The sequence below is a fragment of the Luteimonas endophytica genome, assembly GCF_029887875.1.
Classification (GTDB): Bacteria; Pseudomonadota; Gammaproteobacteria; order Xanthomonadales; family Xanthomonadaceae; genus Luteimonas; species Luteimonas endophytica.
In genome coordinates, this window is record NZ_JARXRM010000019.1 from 188,989 (window position 1) to 208,062 (window position 19,074).

Consider the following 19,074-nt stretch of genomic DNA (forward strand, 5'->3'; position numbering starts at 1 on the left):
CATGACGATGACGCCCCGCGACCGCCTGCTCACCGCCTGGCTGCTCGCCGTGACCGCGCTCGCCGGCTGGACCGCCTGGGACCGGATCAAGGCCGGCCCGGCCACCACCGCCGCACCGCCGGCGGCCAGCGCCGCGTTCGAGGAACTCACCGTCGAGCGGATCAACGTGGTCGAACCGAACGGCCTGAACCGCCTGGTGATCTCCAACGCGGCGCGTTTCCCCGGTCTGTTCATGGAGGGCACCGAATACCGCCACCACAGCCGCACCGGCGGTGGAATGCTGTTCTTCAACGACGAGGGCGACGAGTCGGGCGGCATGAGCTTCTCCAGCGCCCGGGAGGACGGGGCGTATGCGGCTTCGGCGGGGTTGTTCTTCGACCAGTACAAGCAGGACCAGACCGTGGGCGTGGTCTACAACGACCAGGACGGCCGTCGCGTCGCCGGGCTGAGGGTCTGGGATCGCCCGGACTATTCGATCGGGCCGCTGATGGAAATGAGCGACCGGGCGGCCCGGGCGGAGTCGCACGCCGCGCGCGAGGCGATCCGCGAGGAAATGATGGACTACGCCATGGCGCGCGGCGGCGCCGGCGCCGAGCGGCTGTTCGCCGGCAAGGCGCTCGAGGACGCGGTGCTGCGCCTGGCGGACCCGCAGGGCCGGCCGCGGCTGCAGCTGACGGTCGATGGCGCGGGCGAACCGCGGGTGGATTTCCTGGCGGAGGACGGCACCGTGCTGCGCAGCATCACCGCGCAGTGACCGATGCCTCAGCCGACGGGCCAGGCGGGACGTGATATGAAGCAACGGTGATCGACATGCGCTGCGCCGTGGACTCCGCCCGTGGAACGTGAGAGCCGCATCCGCTGGTTCGCGCGCGAGGTGCTGCCGCACGAAACCGACGTGCGCCGCTGGCTGGCCGCGCGCATCCGCGGCCTGGCGATGTGCGACCTGGACGAGGTCGTGCAGGAAACCTACGCCCGGCTGTGGGCGGTGGACACCGACGGCATCAACGACGCGCGCGCCTATCTGTTCGTCATCGCCAGGCGCGTGGTCGGGGAGACCGTCAGGAGGTCGAGGATCGTGCCGATCGAGACGGTGGCGGACATCGACGCGCTGAACGTGGCCGACGCCGGGCCGACCCCCGAGCGGCGGCTCAGCGGCCGCGAGGAGGTCGAACGGCTGCATGCGGCGATCGCGACGTTGCCGGCCAAGTGCCGGCAGGCGTTCGTGATGAAGAAGTTCGAGTCGCTGTCCCAGCGCGAGATCTCGGAACGGATGAACATTTCCGAGAGCACCGTGGAAAAGCACCTGGCGAAGGCGCTGCGGACGATCATGCGGGAAATGAGGAAAACGCCGGCCCTGCCGGCACGGAGCAGTGGAGCGGATGAGCGCAGGCAACGACAGCGCTGAGATCGACGGCATTGCCGCCGCGTGGGCGGTCCGGGCGGCCGAGGGCACCCTGGGCGAGCGCGACCGCGGCGAGCTGGAGGCGTGGCTGGCGCGCGATGCGCGCCACCGCGGCGCGTACGTGCGCGCGCAGGCGATCTGGCTCGACCTCGACCGCGTGGCGGCGATGGCCAAGGGCGGCGGCGAGGCGCCGCCGGCACCGCGACCGCGCGCGCGCATGCGCACGTTCGCCGTCGCCGCTTCGGTGCTGGTGGCGGTGCTGGCCGGCGCCGGCATCGGCTACGAGCACTGGTCCGGGCGCCACGCCGCCGGCGTGGGCGAGATCGTGAGACTGGCGCTGGACGACGGCTCCATCGTCGTGCTCAACACCGACTCGGTGATCCGGGTGCGCTACGGCGCGGCGCAGCGCCGCATCCACCTGCAGCGCGGCGAGGCCACCTTCCAGGTGGTGCGGGATCCGGCGCGGCCGTTCGTGGTCGAGGCCGGCGACGTCGCCGCGCGCGCGGTGGGCACCGAGTTCGCGGTGCGCCGGCTGGGCGATGCCGTCGCGGTGACGGTGCTCGAGGGCGTGGTCGAGGTCGAGCGCCCCGGCGCCAGGGGCCTGGAGCGGCCGCGGCGCGCCGTCCGCAACGATCAGGTGGTCTCCGCCCCCGCCCGGCCGATGGTCGAGAAGGCGCTCAGCGCCGAGGAGGTCTCGCGCCGCCATTCCTGGCGCGAGGGCTACCTGACCTTCGACGGCGAGCCCCTGGAAGCCGCCATCGCCGAGATGAACCGCTACTCCGAGGTGCCGATCCGCATCGTCGGCGCCGATCTGGCGGCCGAGCACTTCGTCGGGGTGTTCCGGATCGGCGACACTCGCGCCTTCGCGCGCTCGGCCGCGGCCACCTTCGACGCACGGGTCGAGGAGCGGTCCGATGCCCTCGTGCTGACCCGCGGCCTGCCCGGCGACCCGCCGCCGCAACGGCAATAGCGGATTCGCGGCGCGCGCCCCTCGTACATGGGGAGGGCATGCATCGCGCATGCGACACCGGGGAGAACGGGGACCGTGAACAGCATCGGATCACGCAGGATTCCGCGGCGCAGCAGGCTGTGGCTCGCCATCGGCCTGGGCTGCGCGCTGGCCGCAGCGCCGGCGCTCGCGCAGGAGCGCAGGGACTTCGACCTGCCGCCGCAGGAAGCGGCGGGCGCGATCCGCGCGGCCGCGGAGCAGTCCGGCCTGCAGATCATGGCGCCGGAAGGCGACCTGCGCGGGGTACGCACCCGCGCCGTTCACGGCAGCTTCGAGGCGATCGAGGCGTTGCGGCTGATGTTCGAGGGCACCGGGCTGGAGGTGGTGGCCAGCGGCGCGGACACCGTCACCGTGCGCCGGCCGCGCGCTCCCGCCCCCCGCCCAGACCCAGGCGTTCCGGGCCCGCAGCCGGACGGACAGACCGTGGAACTGGACCGCATCGAGGTTACCGGCACCCGCATCGACCGCGCCGGCTTCGACACCCTGCAGGCGGCGCTGGTCACCACCGGCGACGAGATCGAACGCCGCGGCTACACCAACATCGGCCAGGCGCTGGAGGACACCCCGGGCTTCGGGCCTTCGGCATCGAGCCCGGTGGGGGCGGAGCCTGCGACCCTCGGGGTGGCGCAGACCTTCGTCAACTTCTTCGGCCTGGGCTCGCAGCGCACCCTGACCCTGGTCAACGGCCGGCGGTTCGTCTCCTCCAACACCGTCGCCGGGGCCGGCGGTGCGGCCGCGCCCGGCTCCCAGGTGGACCTCAACGTGATTCCCGCGGGGCTGGTCGACCGGGTCGAGACCGTCGCCATCGGCGGCGCGCCGGTGTACGGCTCGGACGCGATCGCCGGCACCGTCAACGTGATCCTGAAGGAGGATTTCGAGGGCGCCGAGGCCTCGGTGCAGTACGGCATCACCGATCGCGGCGATGCCGAGAGCTACAGCGTGCGCGGCCTGTTCGGCGGCAACTTCGCCGACGGCCGCGGCAACGCGGTGATCGGCACCGAGTACCACCGGCAGCATGGCCTGCGCCTGTCGGACCGGATGCCGTTCCGCTTCGATGAGCTGCCCAACCCCGACGATACCGGCCCTGCGGACGGCATCCCCTCGGTGGTGGTGGTCGACGATCTTCGCTACGCACTGTTCACCGAGGGCGGGTTGCCGTACGACAACCAGCTGGAGCCGCTGGTGGGCTTCGACCTGCCGGGACTGGTGCTGCCGCCGTTCTACCCGCGCGGCAACTACGTCTTCGACGCCGACGGCACCCCCCTGCACTTCGGCGTCGACGGCGAACTGGTGCCTTACCGGCCCGGCACCGTGCTCCAGGCGGAGTCGGGCGCGCCGATCCTGTCGGACGGGGGCGACGGCATGAACCCGGCCGACCACTTCGGGCTGCTGACCCCGAGCGAACGCACCATTTTCAATGCACTCGGGCACTTCGACATCACCCCTGCCGTGCGCGCGTTCGCGGAGACCACCTACGTGCGCACCGAGGGCGTGGAGCAGAGCGAGCTCTACCAGTACGCGGTGCCGCTGCTGGGAGGCCCGACGCTGCGGTTCTCGGCGGACAACCCGTTCCTGAGCGAACGGTCGCGGGCGATCCTCGCCGACAACGGGCTCGAAGCCTTCAACCTGAGCCGCAACCTCAACGACGTGGTCGACCGCCACCCGGGCGAGACCGCGCTGGACCTGTACCGGTTCGTCGGCGGGCTGAAGGGCGACTTCGCGGTCTTCGGCGACACCTGGTCCTGGGACCTCTCCTACAACTACGGCCGCAGCGAGAGCGTCTCCTCGGTGACCTACATCGACCCGGCGCGGCTGCTGCGCGCCATCGACGCGGTCGACGACGGCACCGGCGGCATCGTCTGTGCCTCCGGCGGCGACTGCGTGCCGATCAACCTGTTCGGTACCGGCAACGCGAGCGCCGAGGCGGTCGACTGGGTCACCGATCGCGGCCGCGCCACCAGCCTCAACACCCAGCGGGTGCTCACCGGCAACCTGACCGGCGCGTTCCCGCTGGGTCTGGCCGAGCCGCTGCAGTTCAACCTCGGCGCCGAACGCCGCACCGAGAGCGGCGCGTTCGAGCCCGACGCCACCCTCGAGGCCGGCAACGTGCTGATCGGCACCGGAGCCGGCAGCTTCGAAGGCATCGAGGGCAGCTACCGCACCACCGAGTTCTACGGCGAGCTGGTGGTACCGCTGATCGCGGAGTCGCAAGCGTTGCGCTTCGCCAAGGCGCTGAGCCTGGAGGCCGCGGCCCGCCACGTCGACAACTCGCTCACCGGCAGCGACGTGACCTGGTCGGTCGGCGCGCGCTTCGCACCGCGCCTGCCGGGCTGGGGCGACGGGCTGGTGCTGCGCGGGGTGTATACGCATGCCATCCGTTCGCCGGCGATCACCGAGTTGTTCCTGGGTTCGGCGCCGGTCTCCGGCTCGATCGACGACGTCTGCAACGCGCAGAACTACAACCGCGGCGCCAACCCCGCGGTGCGCGAGGCCAACTGCCGCGCGGCCCTGGCCGCGGTGGGCGTCGAAGATCCCGCCGACTTCGAGTCCACCACCGGCGCGGTGTCCGCGTTCGGCACCCGCTCGGGCAACGTGGACCTGATGAACGAGACCGCCGATTCCTGGTCGCTCGGTTTCGTCTACCAGCCCACCGCCCTGCCCGGCTTCCGCCTGGCGATGGACTGGTCCGACATCTCGCTGGAGGACGGCATCCAGAACCTCGGCATCGATGCGCTCCTGGCGGCGTGCTACGACAGCGCCAACTGGCCAGAGGAACCGGCCTGCGCCAGCTTCGAGCGCCTGACCGCCGAACAGGCGGCGGCCCAGCCGGGCGCTGCCCGCAATGCCGGCGACATCGCGAACGGCTACCGGACCGGTTTCGTCAACACCTCCACCCTGGACTTCTCCGGCCTGATCGGCGCCGCCGAGTACCGCTTCGACCTCGGCGCCGGCAGCATGCGCGTGGGCAGCAAGCTCTCCTACACGCACAAGTACGAGATCGTCCTGCAGCCCGGCGTGCCGGTGCGCGACGCCGTCGGCAGCGTGGGGACCCCCGAGTACCGGGCCAACCTGTCCACCGGCTACACCCTGGGCGACCTGGAGCTGGACCTGCAGGCGCTGTGGACCAGCTCGGTGGTCCGCGACCTGGACGCGACCGGGGAGGATCTCCCGCGCGAGGCCAACCACGTCGGCGACTACTGGCGCTTCAACGCCACCGTCGCCTACTGGCTCGGCAGCCATGTCAAGGCGCAACTGGCGATCCAGAACCTGTTCGACCGCGAGGTTCCCTACGCCGCCCAGGTGGGCCGCAACTTCGGCGCATACGATCCGATCGGCCGCACCTACCTGCTGCGCCTGAGCGCGAACTTCTGAACGGCGCGCGCCGCCGGGGCCCCGCCCCGGCGGCCGCCCGTCCCTCACGGCACCGCCGGCATTCCCGGCCGCCCGCCTCCGCCGCATCGAGGAGCCGCGTGTTGAAACATCTGCTGTCCATCGCCCTGCTGTCGGCCGCGCTGCTGCCGGCGTGCTCGCCCTCGTCGCCCGGCGATTCGGCCGCCGCCGCCGACGCCGTCGTGGCCCCGCCGCCCCGTCATGACATCGAGCGGCTGATGGCGTTCGACGAGATCGCCGGGCTCGACTTCTCGCCCGACGGCGAACTGCTGCTGTTCACCAGCAAGCGCAGCGGCGTGGCCAACCTGTACGTGATGCCGTTGGCCGGCGGCGGCGCCGAGGCGCTGACCGACTCGGACGAAACGGTGACGGCGATCGGCTGGTTCCCCGACGGCGAACGCGTGCTCTACGCCAGCGACCGCGGCGGCGACGAACTGCATCATCTCTACGTGCGCGAGGCCGATGGCGGCACCCGCGACCTCACCCCGGGCGACCGCCTCAAGGCCCGGTTTGTCGCCTGGGCCGCGGACGGCGCATCGTTCTTCGCCGTCACCAACGAACGCGACCCGCGCCATTTCGACCTGTACGAATACTCGACCGCGGACTACGCGCGCCGGCGGCTGTTCACCAACGACGCCGCCTACCAGGTGCACGCGGTCAGCGCCGATCGCGGCCTGGTGGCGCTGAGCCGGATCCACGACAACGCCCACACCGACTGCTTCGTGCACCAGGTCGAAGGCCGCCGCATGCGACGTCTGAACGAGGCGGGCCGCAGGATCGCCTGCGTGCCGCAGGCATTTTCCCCCGACGGCCGGCACCTGTTCCTCACCAGCGACGAGGGCGGCGAGTTCAGCCGGCTCGAGCGCCTCGAGCTGGAAAGCGGAGAGCGCACCACCGTGCTGGCCGCCGACTGGGACGTGACCGGGGCGCGGCTGTCGGCCGACGGCAGCCGCCTGGCCGCGTTCGTCAACCACGATGCGCGCACCGTGGTCCACCTGTTCCACACGGACACGCTCGAGCCTCTGCAGGTGCTGGACGCGGCGCCTGCCACCATCGCCGAGTTCGCGCTGGCCCGCGACGGATCGATCGCGACGGTCGAGAGCGCCGGGGACATGCCCGGCGACCTGCGCCTGTACCCGGCCGGTGCCACGGCGCCGGTGCGCCTGGTCGATTCGCTGCCGCCGGGCATCCCGGCAGAGGATCTGGTGCAGGGCCGGGTGGTCCGGTTCCACTCGCACGACGGGGTGATCGTGCCCGGCATCCTCTACGTGCCAAAGGGCATCGCCGAGGGCGAGACGCGCCCGGCCGCCGTGTGGGTGCACGGCGGCCCCGGCGGCGAGAGCAGGATCGGCTTCAAGCCGATGGTCCAGTACCTGGTGAACCACGGTTACGTGATCTACGAGATCAACAACCGCGGATCTTCCGGTTCCGGCAAGAGCTTCTACCATCTCGACGACGGCCGCCATGGCGAGGCCGATCTCGACGACGTGGTCGCCTCCCGGCAGATGCTGGTCGACACCGGACTGGTGGATCCACGGCGGATCGCGGTGATGGGCGGCTCCTACGGCGGCTTCATGGCGCTGGCCGCGCTGGCGTTCCGCCCCGAGGTGTTCACCGCCGGGGTGAACGTCTACGGCATCTCCAACTGGACCCGGCTGCTGGCCAACACCCCGGACTGGTGGGAGGACCTGCGCCGCCTGCTCAAGAGCGAGATGGGCGACTGGGAAGCCGACCCGGCGCGCTTCGAGGCGATCTCGCCGGCCTTCCACGCCGGCAACATCCGCAGGCCGCTGCTGGTGCTGCAGGGCGCCAACGACCCGCGGGTGCTGCCGGTCGAATCGGAGGACATCGTCGAACGGGTGCGCGCCAACGGCGTGCCGGTCGAATACGTGGTGTTTGCCGACGAGGGCCACGGCTTTCGCAAGAAGGCCAACCAGGCGGTCGCCTACCGCACCATCCGCGAATTTCTCGACCGCCACGTGCGCGATGCGCCGCGCACGGCGGCACCGGCTCCGCCAGCGGCCGGCGCAGGCGACGCCGTCGCGGCGGGCCAGTGAGCGTTCGCGGCGCCAGCCCCGGCCGCCGCGGCTTGCGCGCCCGAACCGCTGCGGGCGCCGCGCTCGCGGCCGGGATCGCCGCCCAGTCCTGCGCGCTCGCCGCCACGCTGGACGCCCACATCCGCGAGACCGACTGCCACGTCCCCGGCAACGGTACCGAATCGGCCACCGGCTACCAGCTCGGCAAGCGCAGCATGACCGCGCTGCAGGTGCGGGCACGGCGCGTACCCGGCCCGGGCTTCCGGCTGCCCGGCTTCAACGATGCGCTGATCGGCGCCGGGCCGCTGCCGCTGCTCGAAAAGCGGGCCGGCCGCCGGATCGCCGCAGGGGCCGGAGCGGGCGCGAGATGAGCGCGGCCCCGCCGCGCACCGCGAAGCGCTGGGCCTGGGCGGCGCTGGCGGCCTGCGCCTGGGCCGGGGCCACCACCGCGGCCGCCCCGGTCCCGGCGGCCGAAGAGGCCCGCCTGGAAGCGTTCTTCGAGCGAGCCTGGCAGCGCGACCTGCGGCGCAGCCCGATCCGCCAGTCGCGGCTGGGCTTGCGCGAGGCGCAGGACCGCTGGGACGAGGTCGGCGATGCGCCACGCGACGCCGAGGCCGCGGCGCTGCGCAGCGACCTGGCGACGCTCGACGGGTTCGACGATGCCGCGCTCGGCGCGCAGGCAGCGCTCAGCCGGCGTCTGTACGCCGGCTTCGCCGAGGACCGCCTGGAACGCCTGCGCTGGCACCGCCACGACTACCTGCTGAGCCAGATGGGCGGCCTGCACTCGCGGGTCCCGGACACCCTCATCAGCCACCACCCGATCCGCGGCCGCGCCGACGCGGAGGCCTACATCGCCCGGCTGCAGCGCGTCGACGGGCTGATGGCCGGGGTGGTCGCCGCGCTGGAGCGCCAGGAAGCGGCCGGGATCCGGCCCCCGCGATTCGTCCACGCCCTGGTGCTGGACGCGGCCGGCAACCAGCTGCGCGGCAGGCCGTTCGACGACTCGCCGCGCGACAGCCCGCTGTACGCGGACTTCAAGGGCAAGCTGGCGCAGCTCGACTGGCCCCAGGACGAGAAGCGGGCCGTGCTGCGCCGCGCCGCCGAGGCGCTGACCGGCGGCTTCCGGGCCGGCTACGGCAGGCTGATCGCGCACCTGGAGGCCGCCGCCGAACGGGCCGGCGAGGACGACGGCGTCTGGCGCCTGCCCGACGGCGCCGCGTACTACGCCTCGCTGCTGCGCCACTACACCACCCTGCCCGTCGAGGCGGAGGCGCTGCACCAGACCGGCCTGCGCGAGGTCGCGGCGATCCACGCGCGGATGCGCGCGATCGTGCGGGAGGTCGGTTTCGAGGGCGACCTGCAGGACTTCTTCGCCCACGTCCGCACCGATCCCCGCTTCCGCTACCCGGACAGCCGCGCCGGCCGCGACGCCTATCTCGCCGACGCCGGCCGCCTGCTGGAGGAGATCCTCGCGCGCCAGGACGAGCTGATCACCCGCATCCCCGCCACGCCGGTGGTGATACGCGCCGTCGAACCCTGGCGCGAGGCGACCTCGCCCAAGGCCTTCTACCGCAGCCCGCAGCCGGGCAGCGGCGGTCCCGGCGTGTTCTACATCAATCTCCACGACATGGGCGCGGCGCCCCGCTACCAGCTGCCGGTGCAGCTCTACCACGAGGCGGTTCCGGGGCATCACACCGAAACCATGATCGCGCACCAGCTCGAGGGCGTGCCGGCGTTCCGCCGCTACGCCTCGATCGCCGCTTTCAGCGAGGGCTGGTCGCTGTACGCCGAGGCGCTGCCCAAGGAGCTGGGGCTGTACCGGGATCCGTACGACGACTTCGGCCGGCTGTCGCTGGCGCTCATGCGCGCGGCGCGGCTGGTGGTGGACACCGGCCTGCACGCCCGGCGCTGGAGCCGCGCGCGCGCGATCGGCTGGCTCGACGCGAATACCCCGGCCTCGCAGTACGACAACCGCCGCGAGGTCGAGCGCTACGTCGTCCTGCCCGGGCAGGCGACCGCCTACTACGCCGGCATGCTGCACATCCGGGCGCTGCGCGAGCGCGCCGAAGCCAGGCTCGGCCCGGGTTTCGACCTGCGCGGCTTCCACGACACCGTGCTCGGCAGCGGCCCGCTGCCGCTGCCGCTGCTGGACGAGGTGGTCGACGCCTGGATCGACCTTCAGCTGCAACAGGGAGACCCCGAATGACCCCACACCGTCCAGCGATGCGCCGCGCCCCGCCGGTCCTCGGCTGCCTGATCGCGCTGCTCGCCGCCGCCGCGCCGGCACCGGCCGCGGACCGCGCCGAGCGCACCGCCGCACGGCTGCGCGACCAGGCCCTGGCGGGCGAGGCCATCGCCTACGGCTTCGTCAGCGAACTGACCACGCGGTTCGGCCCGCGCCCGGCCGGATCGGCCGCCGAACACGCGGCCGCGGACTGGGCCGCGGCGCGGCTGCGCGCACTGGGGTTCGACCGGGTCGCGATCGAACCCTTCCCGCTGGTCGGATGGACCCGCGGCGAGGAGTCGGCCGAGATCGTCGGCGCGCACCCGCAGCGCCTGGCCGCGGCGGCGCTCGGCGGTTCGCCGGCCACCCCGGCGAGCGGCATCGAAGGCGAGGTGGTGCCGTTCGACAGCCTGGAGGCGCTGCGCGCCGCGCCGGTGGGTTCGCTCGAAGGCCGCATCGTCCTGCTGAACCAGCGGATGCCGCGCGTCGCGGGCGGCTACGGCGCGCTGGTGCCGGGGCGCCTGTTCGCGCCCGGCGAGGCCGCCGACCGCGGCGCGGTGGCGCTGCTGCTGCGCTCGCTGGGCACCGGCACGGCGCGCTTCGCCCACGTCGGCTCCACCCGCTACCGCGACGGCCGCGTGCCGCTGCCCAGCTTCGCGCTGGCCGGCGCCGATGCCGACCAGATCGAGCGGCTGCTGGCGCTGGGGGAGACGGTGCGCGTGCGGCTGCACTCGCAGGCCGCGCACGTGGACACCCACTCCCAGAACGTGGTCGCAGAGCTGCACGGCCGCGAAGCGCCCGACGAGGTGATCGTACTGGCGGCGCACCTGGACAGCTGGGACGCCGGCACCGGCGCGATCGACGACGGCGCCGGCGTGGCGATCGTGGTCGCAGCGGCGGAGCTGATCGCGCGCCTGCCGCAGCGGCCGCGCCGCAGCCTGCGCGTGGTGCTGTACGGCGCCGAGGAGGTCGCCCAGCCGCACACGCCCGAGACCGGCGGCGCCGCCTACCTCGCGCGCCACGCCGCCGAGGTCGGAGATCACGTGCTGGCGATGGAGAGCGACTTCGGCGCCGGCGCGGTGCAGGCGCTGTCGCTGCCGCCCGGGGTCGCGGCCAGCGACTTCGGCCGTGCCCTGTATCGGGTGCTCACGCCGATGGCGATCGTGCCTTCGCGCGAGCCGCCGGGGCGCGGCGGCGTCGACATCGCGCCGCTGGTCGAGGCGGGGGTGCCGGCGTTCGTGCTGCGCCAGGATGGCAGCCGCTACTTCGACTTCCACCACACCGCCGACGACACCCTGGACAAGATCGACCGCGCCGAACTGGACCAGAACGTCGCCGCCTGGGCCGCGCTGGCGTGGCTGGCGGCGCAGACCGGCGCGGACTTCCGCGCGCTGTCCGCGGCGGAGCCGGCCGAATGACGGCTTCCGGACCGGCCCGCGCGCTCGCCGCCTGGCTCGCCCTGGCCATGGGCGTGGCACTGGCCCCCGCCCTCGCCACCCCGGCCGGGCGGGACGGCCCGCGCTACGTCCATGCCGGCCGGCTGCTGGCGGATCCCGCGGACGGCCGGGTGCTGGCGCGGATGACCGTGGTGGTGGACGGCGGCCGCGTGGTCGCGCTGCGCGAGGGCTTCGTCGGCCCGCCGGACCAGGTGATCGATCTCTCCGACCGCTTCGTGCTGCCCGGCCTGATCGACAGCCACGTGCACCTGGGCCACGAGAACGGCCCCGACGACAAGCTGCTGCGCACCGTGCGCACCCCGGCCGACCTGGCCATCAACGGCGTGCGCTTCGCGCGGCGCACCCTGGAGGCCGGCTTCACCACCGTCGCCGACCTGGGCGCCGAGAACGAGGCGATCTTCGCCCTGCGCGACGGCATCGCCGCCGGCAAGCTGCCCGGGCCACGGATCCTCGCCGCCGGCAACGTGCTCAGCCCGCACGGCGGCGAGGGCGACCTGTTCGGCTACCGCGACGACGTGACCCGCGCGCTGCAGCGGCCCAACCTGTGCTCCGGCGCCGACGACTGCCGGCGCCTGGTGCGCCAGCAGGTCCAGCGCGGTGCCGACCTGATCAAGATCGTCGCCACCGGCGCGGTGCTGTCGGATGCCGATGCCGGCGTCGACCAGCAGTTCACCGACGCCGAACTGCAGGCGATCGTGGAGGCCGCGCACGCGCTCGGCCGCCGCGTCACCGCGCATGCGCACGGCGCCGCCGGCATCGACGCGTTCCTGCGCGCCGGCGGCGACGCGATCGAGCACGGCACCTGGCTGGACGACGGTTCGGTGGTCCTGTTCAAGCGCAGCGGCGCGTGGCTGGTGCCCACGTTGCTGGCCGGCGAGACCGTGGCCGGCTGGGCGGCCGATCCGGCGTCGTTCCTGAGCCCGGCGGCGAAGGCCAAGGCCGCGTCGGTGGGCCCGGCGATGCTGGCCATGGCGCGGCGCGCACATGCCGCCGGCGTGCCGATCGCCTTCGGCACCGACTCCGGCGTGAGCCGCCACGGCGACAACGCGCGCGAATTCGGGCTGCTGGTGGCGGCCGGGCTGACCCCGCTCGAGGCGATCCGCACCGCGACGGTGAACGCCGCCGCCCATCTGGGCCTGGCGGACCAGATCGGCCGCCTCGCGCCGGGCATGGCCGCCGACCTGATCGCCGTCGACGGCGACCCGCTGGAGGACGTCGACGTACTGCGGCGGGTCCGGTTCGTGATGAAGGCCGGCGTCATCCACAAGCATCATCAGGAGGTCACATGCGAAGCTGGGGAATTCTGTTAGCGGCGCTGGCGCTGGTCGCCGGGCCGGCGCGCGCCGACACCGCCGCCGATGAAGCGGCACCGGCGCACTACGACCTGCAGGCGCGGATCGGTGCGGACGGCACCCTCGATGCCAAGGTCGCGATCGAGCTGGCGGCCGGGGCGGCGGACGGGCCGGTGTCGTTCCTGCTGGCGGAGCGCTTCCAGATCGAACGCACGGATGCCGGAACCGGCGGCACGGTGGCGATCGCCGCCACCGACCAGCCGATCGCCGGGCTGCAGAAGATCACCGCGCGGTTCGCGGGTCCCGGCCCGGCGCGCCTGGAGCTGGACTACAGCGGCCCGCTGGCCGGCGGCGAGAACGGCGTGGCGGCGTTCGCGCAGGACCGGATCGAGCTGTCGGTCGACAACATGTGGTTTCCGGTGCGCGAGGACATCGGCCTGCAGTTCACCGTCGACGCCACCTTCCAGGGCATCCCGGCGGACTACGTGGCGGTCTCGCAGGGCGAGGTGACGCGCGCCGAGGACGGCGCGGTGCGGGTGGTCCGCAGCCGGACGGACGTCGACCTGCCGCTGATCGCCGCGCCCGGGCTGCGCCGCGAACTCCTCTCCGGCGCCGAGTTCCATGCCGCCGACCCCGAGGGCGTGGTCGCCTCGCTGTTCCGCAAGCACGCCGCGCAGGCCGGAGAGTTCTTCCAGGACTGGTTCGGGCCGCTGCGCGTGCCGTTCCGCATCGTGGTGCTCTCGCGCGAGCAGACCATGGGCTACGTGCGCTCCGGCTACATGGTGCTCTCGGACGGCGGAGCGGCGGGGCGCGAGTCGGCGAAGCAGGACTTTCCCGAGGCCAACCCGGCCAAGCACATCGCCCACGAGTTCGCGCACGCCTGGTGGTCGCCCGCGGACCCGCTGACCGAACACTACTGGCTGTCCGAGTCGGTGGCCGAGTACGCGGCGATCCGCTACGTCGAGGCGACCTTCGGCATCGCCGACGCGCAGCGGCTGGTCGACCGCCTGCGCGAGCGCGGCGATGCCGCCGGCCCGGTGATCGGCCACGGCCGCCCCAGCGGCGACCAGCTCTACCGGCGCGGCCCGCTGCTGTTGTTCGAGCTGGAAGAGGCGGTCGGCCGCGCCGCGCTGGACCGCACGCTGGCGACGCTCGGCCGCGATCCCCCGCGCGAGACCGCGCAGTTCCTGGCGGCGCTGGCCGCCGAGGCGGGCGCGGACGCGGCGGCCGCCTTCGACGCCGCGCTGCGCCGCGACGGTCCGCTCACCGCCGAACACGAAGCCGGCGAGGACACTCCGTAGGAGCGTGCCATGCGCGCGAAAGCCCGCGCGGTTGGCCGACGCCCGGCATCACACCGCCGACCCGGCCGCGAACTCCCGCGGCCTTCGCGGCCATGGGCCGCTCCTACCGACGGCCGGTCCCCCGGCAGCGGCGATCCGTTTTCCCGGCCGCCGGCGTGCCGTGCCGATCAGGCGGCTTCGTACAGCGCCAGCAGCTCGGCCTCGGCCCGCTCCAGCGTCTCCCGCAGCTCGCCCTGGCGGCGCGCCAGTTCCGCAGCGCGCGCACTGCCGGCGGAATAGACCGCAGGATCTGCCAGCTCCGCGTCGACCGCAGCGATTTCCGCTTCCAGCTCCTGCACCCTTGCCTCGGCACGGGCAAGGCGGTGCGGATTGACCTTCGGCTTCGCCCGTTTCGCCGCATCGGCCGGCGGTGTCGCGATGGAAGGCTGCGGCGCAACGCCGAGCGAGGCCGCCCCGGTGGACTGGGGCGCGGGCTTCGCTCCGGGCGCCGGCCGCGAACGCAACCACGCAGCGTATTCGTCCAGGTCGCCGTCGAACGGCTGCACGGTGCCGTCGGCGACGCGCCAGAACGTGTCGCTGACCAGCCCGATCAGGTGCCGGTCGTGCGAGACCAGCACGATCGCGCCCTCGAAATCGCTCAGCGCCTCGGCCAGCGCCTCGCGCATGTCCAGGTCGAGGTGGTTGGTCGGCTCGTCGAGCAGCAGCACGTTGGGCTGGCGCCAGGCGATCAGCGCCAGCGCCAGCCGCGCGCGCTCGCCGCCGGAGAAGGTGTCGATGCACTCGAACGCGCGGTCGCCCGGGAAATTCCACTTGCCCAGGAAGTCGCGGAACGCCTGGACCGGGCTGTCGGGCGCAAGCTCGCGCAGGTGGTCGATCGGCGAGGTGCCCGCCTTCAGCGCCTCCACCGTGTGCTGGGCGAAGTAGCCGATCCGCAGGTCCGGATGCGCGGCGCGCTCGCCGGCCAGCAGCGGCAGTTCGCCGACCAGCGACTTGACCAGGGTGGACTTGCCGGCGCCGTTGGCGCCGAGCAGGCCGATGCGATCGCCGGGTTCCAGGCCGAAGCCGACGCCGTCGAGAACGACGACGTCGTGGTTGGTGGCAGGTGATTCGTGATTCGCAGCACGCCGCGAAGCGGCATAGCCGCAACGCGCGTCGTTGAGCCGGAGCAGCGCGTGCGGCAGCTTGTGCGGTGCCGGCAGCTCGATGCGCAGTTCGCGCTCGGCGCGGACCGCCTCGGTGCCCGCCAGCTTGGCCAGGCGCTTGATCCGCGACTGCGCCTGCCGGGCCTTGGTGGCCTGGGCGCGAAACCGGTCGATGAAGCTCTGCAGGTGCGCACGCTCGGCCTGCTCCTTCTCGTGGGCGATCTGCTGCTGGCGCAGGTGCTCGGAGCGCTGGCGCTCGAAGGCGGTGTAGTCGCCGACGTAGAGCTTCGCCTTGCCGTCGTGCAGGTGCAGGGTGTGGGTGGCGACGTTGTCGAGGAACTCGCGATCGTGCGAGATCAGCAGCAGGGTGCCGGGGTATTTCAGCAGCCACTGCTCCAGCCACAGCACCGCGTCGAGGTCCAGGTGGTTGGTGGGCTCGTCGAGCAGCAGCATGTCGCTGGGCATCATCAGCGCGCGCGCCAGGTTCAGCCGCACCCGCCAGCCGCCGGAGAACGCGCTGACCGGCCGCTGGTGGGCTTCGGCCCCGAAGCCGAGCCCGTGCAGCAGCCTGCCGGCGCGCGCGGTGGCGTCGTAGCCGTTGAGTTCGGCCAGGCGGTGGTGCGCCTCAGCCACTGCCTCCCAGTCCTCCGCGGCAGTCGCCTCGGCCTCGGCGCGCAGCGCCGCGGCCACGTCGGTGTCGCCGGAGAGCACGAAGTCGATCGCCGCGTCGGGCAGCGACGGGGTTTCCTGGGCGACGCTGGCGATCCGGACCCGGCCGGGCACGTCGAGATCGCCGCGGTCCGCCTCGACCTCGCCGCGAATCGCCGCGAACAGCGAAGACTTGCCGGTGCCGTTGCGGCCGACCACGCCGACCCGCCAGCCCGCGTGCAGGGCCAGGTCGACGTCGGACAGCAGCAGGCGCTCGCCCCGGCGCAGGGCGAAATTGCGGAATGCGATCATGGACCGCGCATTCTACCGGCAGCGCCAGGCAACTGTAGGAGCGGCCCACGGCCGCGAAAGCCGGCGCGGCCTGCCAGCCCCGGAATCACCGCCCGCTCCATCGGAACCGCCCCTGGCCGGCGCCCTGCAGCCGCCCAGGCCGCGCAGTGTGAACTGCTTCCCATCCACGAAAGGTTGAAGTTGCAACCGTTGACCCGTTCAGGCCCCGGTGTTACAGCGAGATGACGCGCTCCCCCCCGGCGCCGCCAACAAGAACAGGAGTTCACCCCATGCAGCGTCATCCCCTCGCGCTCGCGCTCGTGCTTGTGCTCGCTTCCCCGGCCGCCTTCGCCCAGTCCCCTGAGCGGGAACCACCAGAGCGCGAACGCGCCACCACCCTGGACACGCTGATCGTCACCGGCACGCGGGTGGCCGACCGCACCGTCGCCGAGTCTTCCTCGCCGATCGACATCATCTCCCCGGAGACCCTGGAAGCCACCGGCACCGTGGAGCTGGCAACCGCGCTGTCGCGGGCCCTGCCCTCGCTCAACTTCCCGCGCCCGGCGATCACCGACGGCACCGATGCGGTGCGCCCGGCGCAGCTGCGCGGGCTGGCCCCGGACCAGGTGCTGGTGCTGGTCAACGGCAAGCGCCGCCACACCACCGCGCTGATCAACCTCAACGGCAGCCAGGGCCGCGGCTCCTCGCCGGTCGACCTCAACGCGATCCCGATCGCCGCGATCGAGCGGGTCGAGGTGCTGCGCGACGGCGCCTCGGCGCAATACGGCTCCGACGCCATCGCCGGCGTGATCAACGTGGTGCTCAAGGGCAGCGACGCCGGCGGCGGCATCGCCGGGCGCTACGGCCAGTACAGCGCCGGCGACGGCGAGCAATACCAGCTCTCCGGCGATGGCGGCATTCCCCTGGGCGATGCCGGCTTCCTGCACCTGGCGGCGCAGGCCGGCCATCAGGACCAGACCGACCGCGCACGGCCGTTCCAGGGCACGGTGACGCCCGGCTCGGCGCCGGCCGGCGTGGTGGTGCAGCGCTACGGCGATCCCGAGGTCGACAGCCGCGCCGCCTCCTACAACATGGAGATCAGCCCGGCCGAGGGCGTGGTGTTCTACTCCTTCGGCACCTACAGCCGCCGCGACGCGCTGTCGAACGGCTTCTTCCGGCCGGCCGGCGACAACCGCAACATCCCGGAGATCTATCCGGACGGCTTCCTGCCCAACATCCGCAACATCGCCGACGACCGCGCCGGGGTGCTCGGCCTGCGCGGCACCACCGCCGGCGGCACCGGCATCGACATCAGCTTCAACCACGGCATCAACCACCTCACCTTCGACGTCGAGAACAGCCTCAACCGCAGCCTCGGCCCGGACACGCCGACGCGGTTCCATTCCGGCGCGCTCGAGGTCACCCAGAACGTCCTCAACCTCGACTTCAACCGCCCGGTCGACATCGGCCTGGCCTACCCGCTGGCGCTGGCCTGGGGCGCCGAATGGCGCGGCGAGAAGTTCAACCAGAGCCCGGGCGACCCGGCCTCGTACGCCGACGGCAACCTGATCCTGCCCGACGGCAGCCGCGCCCCGCCCGGCGCCCAGGTCTTCCCCGGCTTCCGCCCCGCCAACGCCGGCCAGCACGACCGCCACAGCTACTCGGCCTACCTGGACGCCGAGGCCGACTTCGGCGAGCGCTTCAGCGCCGGCCTGGCGGTGCGCTACGAGGACTACAGCGACTTCGGCAGCACAACCTCGGGCAAGCTGTCGGGGCGCTACGCCTTCAGCGATGCGGTGGCGCTGCGCGGCACCGTATCGACCGGCTTCCGCGCGCCGTCGCTGCAGCAGCAGCATTTCAGTGCGATCTCGACCAACTTCATTGGCGGCGAGCCGTTCGAAGTCAGCACTTTCGCGGTGAGCGACCCAGCGGCGATCGCTCTCGGTTCTGAACCGCTCAGGGCCGAGGAGTCCACCAACTTGAGTCTCGGCCTGGTGCTACAGCCGGTCGAAGCGCTGTACGTCACTATCGACGCTTACCAGATCGACATTGACGATCGCATCATTCTTTCCGAGAACCTGATCGACGACCGCAACAATCCTGATCCGGCGCTGAGGCGGCTAGTTAGTGATTTTTTGGAGGCGCGCGGCATCTTCGGCGTCAACGGCGGCCGCTATTTCACCAACGCCATCGATACCCGCACGCGCGGCATCGACCTGGTCGGCACCTACCGCTGGGGCCTGGCGGCCGGCAATCTCGACCTGACCGCAGGCTTCAACTACAACGACACCGATATCGAGGCGATCGCCCCCAACCCACCGGAACTGGAGAGCGGCGACCTGGATCTGGAACGCATCGGCCGCGTCGAACAGGGCCGGGTGACCGTGGGCGCGCCGTCGGACAAGTTCTTCCTGTCGGGGACCTGGCATACAGGGCCATGGCGCTTCGCCGCCTCTGCCACCCGCTACGGCGAGTTCGACGTGCTCAACAACGATTCGACCCTCGATCAGACCTTCGGCGCGGAATGGACCCTGGACGTGTCGGCCAGCTACGCGATCGACGGCTGGGACTTCACCATCGGCGCCGACAACGTGCTCAACGAGTACCCGGACGAGGTGATCTTCGTGAACTCCAGCGCCGGACAGCTGCCCTACAGTGCAGCCTCGCCGTTCGGCTTCAACGGCGCGTTCGCCTACGCGAGGGTCGGCTACAGCTGGTAACACGAAACGGCTCCACCCAACCCATCGCAACTGTACACTCGCGATGGTTTGGCGCGGATGGCTGCTAGCCCTCACTGAAGGGATCACAACGATCTGTGCACCCTCGCGCGTTCCGCAGCACCTTCCACGCCGTCTCCGGCCAGCAATCTCCGATCATCGAGC

General features: G+C 72.4%; 12 protein-coding genes. 11 read left to right on the plus strand and 1 reads right to left on the minus strand.

Annotated features, from left to right (window positions below):
- Position 1: 1 nt before the first annotated feature.
- The 10 genes from QFW77_RS04645 to QFW77_RS04690 all read left to right on the plus strand — a co-directional run bounded on the left by QFW77_RS04645 (position 2) and on the right by QFW77_RS04690 (position 14,111).
- Positions 2-754, plus strand: coding sequence for a hypothetical protein (locus tag QFW77_RS04645; protein ID WP_280573141.1), 753 nt, complete (start codon positions 2-4; stop codon positions 752-754).
- Positions 755-835: 81 nt separating this feature from the next.
- The gene (locus tag QFW77_RS04650) at positions 836-1,405 is read left to right on the plus strand and encodes an RNA polymerase sigma factor (RefSeq protein WP_280573142.1); all 570 of its coding nucleotides are present in this window, start codon (positions 836-838) and stop codon (positions 1,403-1,405) included.
- On the plus strand, positions 1,380-2,372 hold the full coding sequence (locus tag QFW77_RS04655) for a FecR family protein (RefSeq protein WP_280573144.1): 993 nt from the start codon (positions 1,380-1,382) through the stop codon (positions 2,370-2,372). Before QFW77_RS04650 ends, QFW77_RS04655 begins: the two co-directional genes overlap by 26 nt.
- 75 nt (positions 2,373-2,447) lie before the next feature.
- Positions 2,448-5,783: a TonB-dependent receptor domain-containing protein gene (locus tag QFW77_RS04660; RefSeq protein ID WP_280573145.1), complete on the plus strand. Its 3,336-nt coding sequence runs from the start codon at positions 2,448-2,450 to the stop codon at positions 5,781-5,783.
- Positions 5,784-5,884: 101 nt separating this feature from the next.
- Positions 5,885-7,858, plus strand: coding sequence for a S9 family peptidase (locus QFW77_RS04665; RefSeq protein WP_280573146.1), 1,974 nt, complete (start codon positions 5,885-5,887; stop codon positions 7,856-7,858).
- A 32-nt stretch (positions 7,859-7,890) separates the two neighbouring features.
- Positions 7,891-8,208 carry a hypothetical protein gene (locus tag QFW77_RS04670; protein ID WP_280573148.1) on the plus strand — a complete coding sequence of 106 codons (318 nt, stop codon included), beginning with the start codon at positions 7,891-7,893 and terminating at the stop codon, positions 8,206-8,208.
- Entirely contained in the window at positions 8,205-10,043 is a 1,839-nt protein-coding gene (locus QFW77_RS04675) for a DUF885 domain-containing protein (protein WP_280573150.1), read from the plus strand. Before QFW77_RS04670 ends, QFW77_RS04675 begins: the two co-directional genes overlap by 4 nt.
- On the plus strand, positions 10,040-11,479 hold the full coding sequence (locus QFW77_RS04680) for a M28 family peptidase (RefSeq protein WP_280573151.1): 1,440 nt from the start codon (positions 10,040-10,042) through the stop codon (positions 11,477-11,479). Before QFW77_RS04675 ends, QFW77_RS04680 begins: the two co-directional genes overlap by 4 nt.
- Positions 11,476-12,828, plus strand: a complete 1,353-nt coding sequence (locus QFW77_RS04685; RefSeq protein WP_280573152.1) for a metal-dependent hydrolase family protein — start codon at positions 11,476-11,478, stop codon at positions 12,826-12,828. The genes QFW77_RS04680 and QFW77_RS04685 overlap by 4 nt, the downstream gene beginning before the upstream one ends.
- Entirely contained in the window at positions 12,804-14,111 is a 1,308-nt protein-coding gene (locus QFW77_RS04690; protein WP_280573155.1) for a hypothetical protein, read from the plus strand. The genes QFW77_RS04685 and QFW77_RS04690 overlap by 25 nt, the downstream gene beginning before the upstream one ends.
- Positions 14,112-14,278: 167 nt before the next feature.
- On the opposite strand, the gene QFW77_RS04695 is transcribed toward QFW77_RS04690, so the two are convergent.
- A complete protein-coding gene (locus tag QFW77_RS04695; RefSeq protein ID WP_280573156.1) occupies positions 14,279-16,213 on the minus strand; it encodes an ABC-F family ATP-binding cassette domain-containing protein in 1,935 nt (644 codons plus the stop codon).
- 269 nt (positions 16,214-16,482) lie between these two features.
- On the opposite strand from QFW77_RS04695, the gene QFW77_RS04700 reads away from it, so the two are divergent.
- Positions 16,483-18,912, plus strand: a complete 2,430-nt coding sequence (locus QFW77_RS04700; protein WP_280573157.1) for a TonB-dependent receptor plug domain-containing protein — start codon at positions 16,483-16,485, stop codon at positions 18,910-18,912.
- The last annotated feature ends 162 nt before the right edge of the window (positions 18,913-19,074 follow it).